The following is a 6715-nucleotide window of genomic DNA, read 5'->3' as shown; positions in this document are numbered from 1 at the left end:
AGAAATGGTATATTATTGCATGAAAAGAAAATAGCGTAAAGGTATATTTTTACAGAGAATAGGAGGCTTATAACCTCCTATTTGTCGTGTCAAAAAACTTGTTCATTTAGAAATAATTTCATATAAATATATGAATAAAAAATAAAAAGACCGTCTACTGAAATGATTTTAAAAATCATTTCAGAGACAGCCCCTTTTTTGTTTAATTTAAGTTAAGTTATTATATAGTAATATTATATTAATTTATAAAACAAATACCATAATTCCTATGTATAAATAGTGGAACATATTAATATTAATTATATTATACATAAATATAAATTAAATTTATTATGTAAAAATATTAAGGGGGAGAGGTAAATGAATTGTAAAAAAGAGAATATGTATCGATTAGAGGGAAGAGTACCTCTGCAGGATGCAATTCCTCTCGGGATGCAGCATGTACTAGCAATGTATGCTGGTAATTTAGCACCTTTACTTGTTGTTACTGGCGTATTAAATATTAACACTAATGTAAAGGTTATCTTATTGCAAAATGCTATGTTTGTAGCTGGACTTATAACATTAATTCAATTATATCCTATATGGAAAATAGGTTCAGGCTTGCCTGTTGTAATGGGAACAAGCTCAGGATTTATACCAGTAAGTATTAGTGTAGGAACACAATTTGGTTATAGCGCAATTATGGGGGCATCATTATTAGGGGCTATAATGGAATTTTTACTTGGATTTATTATAAAACCTCTTAGAAAAATATTACCTCATGTTGTTACAGGAACAGTTGTTTTAATATTAGGCATATCATTAATTCCGGTAGGAATTCAATTTATAGGTGGAGGTGTAGGATTACAGAGTGATCCGAGTTTTGGTAGTATAGCCAATATTGTAATCGGTTTAATTGTATTTTTAGTTATAATTGCTTTAAAACAATTTGCTAAAGGATTTTGGAGTATTTCATCAATATTAATAGGAGTAATAGTAGGATATATAATTGCTGTAGTTTTCGGTATGGTTGATTTCACAGGTGTAGCTGAAGCAGCATGGTTTTCAATACCAAAGCCAATATTTATGATCGAAGGTTTAAGTTATACTTTCAAAATTGAAGCCATAATACCATATTTACTAGTTTATCTAGCAACTACAGTAGAAACTATCGGTGATAATACAGGTATAGCTGTAGGTGGATTAGGAAGAGATATAACTGATAATGAGTTAGAAGGAGCTGTTCATGCTGATGGTTTTGGTTCAGCTGTAGCAACATTATTTGGTATTATGCCAAATACATCATTTAGTCAAAATGTTGGATTAGTAGCTATGACTAAGATAGTTAACAGATTTGTATTAATGACTGGTGCTATATTTCTAATTCTATGTTCATTTATTCCAAAATTAGGGGCCATAGTTGCTTCAATTCCTAATTGTGTTCTAGGAGGAGCAGTATTATTAATGTTTGCTATGATAAGTATAAGTGGTCTTAATTTATTAATAGAAGAAGGAAAGATATCAGAGAGAAGTGGTCTTATTGTAGCTGCATCTTGTGCAGTAGGTTTAGGATTAAGTAACTTTCCAGAAGTTATGCAACATTTACCATCATGGTTCCAAAGTATGTTTGGACAAGCTATTGTTGGAGGATTTGTAACTGCAACAGTATTGAATTTAATTTTACCTAAAGATATTTTAAATATAGAAAAATAAAAAACTATATATTATTTTTTATGGTTTTTATGATATAATCAATAAATATAAAACATAGGAGGAAAAAGATGATTTCTAAAAAAGCGCTTAAAGATGAGATAATAACTTACGACATAATAACATATACAGATGAGAACGGTGAAGTTGTAAATTATGTTGAAGTAACTTTAGTTGATAGAATTATTGATGTATATATGGATATAAAAGAAGTAAACATAGGATTAATTGCAAATAAGATAATAGAAGATAATTTATATAAATAATAAAAAGCCTTTGAATCAAATTAGATTTAGAGGCTTTTCATTATATTATTTCTTATTTATATTAGTAAATCTATTGTTTTATGGTACAATATACAAATGAAAATATTAAAATGTACTCATTTTACTATAGTAGAAAGAGTTTTCATTATTAAATTAAGTGAGGAGAAACTCGATGATAAAAGAGTACTTATATATAATAAATTATCAAGACTATGAGAAAAGCTTATGCGATATGGAAATGAAATATATATTTGGCAATGTACCAAAGGAAAAATATATTTATTCTAAAGTGAATATAAAACCATCAAGGAGTGCTTTTATTAAACATAAAATATCAATTATTTATTCATCAATAGATATAGATAATATAGTAGAGCATATAAGAGATAATAAAATTGCTTATAACGACTTTAAAGTAAATTATATTAAGTCGGATTATGATGGTATAGATTATAATCAAAGATTACAAGCAGTAAAAGATATTGGATTTGTAATAATAGGATTTCCTGACATACATAATCCTAAGGTAAACTTAGCTATTACAAAAATTAATAATAACTATATATTTGGAGAATATGAAAAGAATGATTTATCTTGGCAACGGTTTGATAAAATGCCTCACTCCTATTCTAACGGATTAAGTTTAAAAATGGCTAGAGCAATAATAAACATAGCAGTTCAAAATAATCTAGATAGTAAAGTTATAGATCCATGTTGTGGTATTGGTACAGTTGTTTTAGAGGGACTTGACTTGGGTATAGATATTAAAGGTATTGAAATAAGTAAGCAAATAGCTCATAATGCAAGAAATAATATTGAGTTCTTTGGATATGATAGAGATATTATTATTTGTAATGATATGCATAACTTAAAAGAAAAATACGATATAGCTATAATTGATATACCTTATGGGATATTTTCCCCTATAACTTATGAAGAGCAAGTTAAAATTATTAAGACCAGTAGAAAGATTGCAGAAAAAGTGATTTTAATAAGTTTTGAAGATATGGATAAAGAACTTATGCAAGAAGGTTTTAAAGTTATAGATAAAGGTACAATTGTTAAAAATAGGTTTACAAGGTATATAACAATTGTAGTTAATAGTCAATAATAATACGATAAAATTAGAGTTATAAAAATTTTAAAATAGTAAAGGTGTGTTTAGATGAAGAAATTTAGCCATGGTTGTACTTTAGATTGTGCTGATTGTTGTAAGTTTAATGTTTATAAAGATGGTAATAATATAAAAATTCAAGGGGATAAGGAGCATCCATATACAAAAGGATTCATATGTAAAAAAGGATTAGCTCATTTAGAAAGATTAAATCATCCAAAGAGAATATATAGTCCTTTAATTAAAGTAAATGGTAAATGGAAAGAGATTAATTTTGAAGAAGCATTAGATATTCTATCTGAAAAATTATCTTTTTATAAAGAAAAATATTCTACAAGATCTATTATGTATTATGAACAATATGGCAACGGATCTTTACTAAAAAGTATTGGAGATATATTTTTTAATTTCTATGGAGGAGTATCTAAAAGTAAAGGGGGACCTTGTTGGAGTGCTGGAATTGCAGCACAAAAACTTGATTTTGGAAATTCTAAAAGTCATTCATTAGAAGATATGATTAACAGTAATAACATATTTATATGGGGTAAAAATCCTGCAAATACTACTATTCACACAATGCAAATGATAAAGAAGGCCAAAGCAAATGGTAGCAAGATAATTGTTATTGATCCAATATATACAGATACGGCTAAAATTTCTGACAAGTATATAAGAGTAAATCCAGGTGGAGATTGTGCACTAGCACTTGCTATAGGAAAATATATAGTTGAAAATAATTTATGTGATTTGAATTATGTAGAGAGTTATGTAAATGGATTTGATAGATATAGATCTTATTTGAAATCACTTAAGTATTTAGATCTTGTTAAAAAATCTGGTGTTTCTTTAGAAGAAATAGAGAAATTAGCTAATATATACACAGATAAATATTCTACTATTTTACTAGGTTATGGGTTACAAAAATATAGTAACGGTGGAAATACAATTAGAGCAATTGATATATTAGGTGCTATTACAGGTCAAATTGGGGTATCAGGCGGTGGTGTAAACTATGCAAATAAGACTTTTGCATCTGTTTTAGATACTGATCCGTATAAAAGCTATAATTATGCTAATAATACATATTTTTATACAAGTCACTTAGCAGACTTTATAAATGATACTATAAATCATAATGATACTTATAGAGAAAATATTTATTCTAAAAATAGTGATGATTTAAGTGAGGAGTATAGAGAATCATTAAAGATGGCTGTAATTACCAAGAGTAATTTATTAAATCAACTACCTGACTTGAATAATCTAAAAAAAGCATTTTCTAAAATAGAGTTTAAAGTTTGTTTTGATATTTTTATGACGGATACTGCTCAAGTATGTGATTTGTTTATTCCTACTACAAGTAGTTTAGAAAGTGAAGACTTATTATTTAGTTCAATGATGAATCCATATATAATTTATAATGAAAAAATTATTGAACCAAAGAATAAATTTATGGATGAGTATTATTTTTTTAGAGAGTTAGCAAAAAAGCTTAATTTGATAGATTATCCTAATGTATCTAAAAAAGAGTATTTAAATAAGGTTATTGCTCCTCTTAAAGAGTATTATAAAGATATTAGCTTAGATAAAATTAAAAATTCATATGTAACCTTACAGGATAGTATACCGTGGAGTGACAATAAATTTTTAACATCTTCAGGAAAGTTCGAAATTGATATAAAACCAGAAGCATTTACAGTTAATAATAAAAATAATTTTAGACTTTTAACAAATCATAGTAAAGAGACGCTTTTTAGCCAGCATATGATGGATAAAAAATCTATTTCTAAAGTATACATAAATAAAAAAATGGCAAATAATATTTTTGTTTATGATAAAGAAGTTGTAAAATTAAAATCTGAAAATGGATCGATAAAAGCAGAAGTAAGTATTGATGAATCTATTGCTGATAACATTGCTATGATGTACGTAGGTTGGTGGGAAAAACATGGTAATCCAAACTTTATAACAGTATCAGAAATCTCTGATATTGGTGGACAAGTTACCTACAATGAAACCTTTATACAAATAGAAAAAATTTAAATTATTTTTATATAATATTACAAACTGTTTATAAATAAATATATATAGATAGAGAGGTGATATTATATGAAATTTAAAAATTTAGTATGGACATTATCAAAAGATGATATATTAAGCATATGTAAGTTATTAGATAAAGTTACTATAAACAAAGTAGAAATTACTGATAATATAATTATTGGTGGGTCATATAGGGTAGTAGGACTAAATGTTGATTTTGAAGCTAAGCTAGCACTATTACCAGTTAATAATAATATAGTTTACATTAAAGTAGTAGATTTTAAACTAGCAAAAAAAGATATTACTAATCCTTTAGTAAAAAAATCTATGAATCTTATTATAAATTCAATAACTTCTATTGATGGAATAACATATGACAGTAACACATTTAAAATTGAACTAGAAAAGATATTAAATAGTATTTGTGATGAAAGTCAAAATGTTCATATAAATGATTTATATATCGAAAGTGTTAAATTAATAAATAAAGAAATTACATTAAATTTAAATTTAGCAAATATAACAATATCAAATTTAAAATAACTATATAATAGTAAAAATAAATCTTTATTTTAATTGAAAATATGGTATAGTATATATAGTAACTATGTAGGTTGGAACACTATATAGTTAAACTACGTTTCAATGCTATTGATTATTAATTAAAAGTTAATTAAGAAATGTGCTATTCAAATTATTGGATAGCACATTTTCTTTTTTATACTTTTGTTAAGTAATTTATGATAAATTATTTTTTCTCTTTTTATTACTCTGAATAACACTATATACATAAGTAGTATAATTGCTACATTTTAATGTATAGCCATTATCAGATATAAATTGTTGATGCAATATTGAATCTACTGTTCTCTTTAAATATTGTTCTAATCCATTATCAAAATAACTATCTATATCAGAATATTCAACAGTAAAATGAAGTAAGTTTAAATGTAAATCTAAACTATTCTCTAAAAAGGTATAAGTAAGATTGTGTAAATTAGGAAATGTTATTGTGAATTCAGGTATAATAATTTTTAAAATACAACAATTTTTAGTTCTTCTATATATTTTAAATATTGGATTTATATTAGAATAAGTAATTTTAATAGGGTCTACTATATTTTGTTTTATTATCATTCCTTCGGGATCTATATACTTTATTTCATCTTTGAAATCAATCCAAATCTCATAGTTTTTGTTTATGGTTTTAATATAATTTATTACATCCATAGGTGATGATGTATATAACAAGTTCTCCATAAAATCACTCCTTATATTTCACTCTATATAATATTTATTAAGTTAAATAAAATTTATGATATAAATTTATTAATTTAATGAGGGATTTATGGAAAAGTTTTTTAGTTTATTTATTTGTAAATTAATGGTAATATATATGTGTATATATTTGAATTTTATTATCTATATATGCATATAAAACACTATGTAAACGTATCTATTATATTGATGTACATTAAATCGAATCTGTTAAGTTGATATGAAAAAATAGCTTGATTTTTCATAGAATTGCTCGCTCTTTGAAAATTATATAAGTTTGAATTTTTTATTGTATGGTAAACAAACCTACAATAAAATTGAT

6 protein-coding genes are annotated in these 6715 nt (G+C 25.3%); 5 read left to right on the top strand and 1 reads right to left on the bottom strand.

The genetic code is table 11. The features are described 5' to 3' along the window. Positions 1-360: 360 nt before the first annotated feature. The 5 genes from H8S10_RS17580 (at position 361) to H8S10_RS17560 (ending at position 5658) form a co-directional block, all read left to right on the top strand. Positions 361-1695 carry a nucleobase:cation symporter-2 family protein gene (locus H8S10_RS17580; protein ID WP_186839724.1) on the top strand — a complete coding sequence of 445 codons (1335 nt, stop codon included), beginning with the start codon at positions 361-363 and terminating at the stop codon, positions 1693-1695. Between the two features lie 68 nt (positions 1696-1763). After that, a complete protein-coding gene (locus tag H8S10_RS17575; protein WP_186839723.1) occupies positions 1764-1958 on the top strand; it encodes a hypothetical protein in 195 nt (64 codons plus the stop codon). A 172-nt stretch (positions 1959-2130) separates the two neighbouring features. Next, complete coding sequence (locus H8S10_RS17570) at positions 2131-3069, top strand: SAM-dependent methyltransferase (protein ID WP_186839722.1); 939 nt, start codon at positions 2131-2133, stop codon at positions 3067-3069. A 54-nt stretch (positions 3070-3123) separates the two neighbouring features. Further along, complete coding sequence (locus H8S10_RS17565) at positions 3124-5115, top strand: molybdopterin-dependent oxidoreductase (RefSeq protein ID WP_186839721.1); 1992 nt, start codon at positions 3124-3126, stop codon at positions 5113-5115. Positions 5116-5181: 66 nt separating this feature from the next. Next, positions 5182-5658 carry a hypothetical protein gene (locus H8S10_RS17560; protein WP_186839720.1) on the top strand — a complete coding sequence of 159 codons (477 nt, stop codon included), beginning with the start codon at positions 5182-5184 and terminating at the stop codon, positions 5656-5658. Between the two features lie 195 nt (positions 5659-5853). Here the strand turns inward: H8S10_RS17560 and H8S10_RS17555 are convergent, their stop codons facing one another. Further along, a complete protein-coding gene (locus tag H8S10_RS17555) occupies positions 5854-6375 on the bottom strand; it encodes a hypothetical protein (RefSeq protein WP_186839719.1) in 522 nt (173 codons plus the stop codon). Positions 6376-6715 lie beyond the last annotated feature (340 nt).

It is taken from the genome of Clostridium sp. NSJ-49 (assembly GCF_014287725.1).
In the GTDB taxonomy this organism is placed as follows: Bacteria; Bacillota; Clostridia; order Clostridiales; family Clostridiaceae; genus Clostridium; species Clostridium disporicum_B.
The sequence above is the reverse complement of the archived record's forward strand: the minus strand, read 5'-3'. Positions and strand labels throughout refer to the sequence as shown.

Excerpts from the sequence above, each read along its gene's own strand:
- H8S10_RS17575 (WP_186839723.1), top strand. The coding sequence starts at position 1,764 with ATGATTTCTAAAAAAGCGCTTAAAGATGAGATAATAACTTACGACATA.
- H8S10_RS17565 (WP_186839721.1), top strand. The coding sequence starts at position 3,124 with ATGAAGAAATTTAGCCATGGTTGTACTTTAGATTGTGCTGATTGTTGT.
- H8S10_RS17570 (WP_186839722.1), top strand. The coding sequence starts at position 2,131 with ATGATAAAAGAGTACTTATATATAATAAATTATCAAGACTATGAGAAA.
- H8S10_RS17580 (WP_186839724.1), top strand. The coding sequence starts at position 361 with ATGAATTGTAAAAAAGAGAATATGTATCGATTAGAGGGAAGAGTACCT.
- H8S10_RS17560 (WP_186839720.1), top strand. The coding sequence starts at position 5,182 with ATGAAATTTAAAAATTTAGTATGGACATTATCAAAAGATGATATATTA.
- H8S10_RS17555 (WP_186839719.1), bottom strand. The coding sequence starts at position 6,375 with ATGGAGAACTTGTTATATACATCATCACCTATGGATGTAATAAATTAT.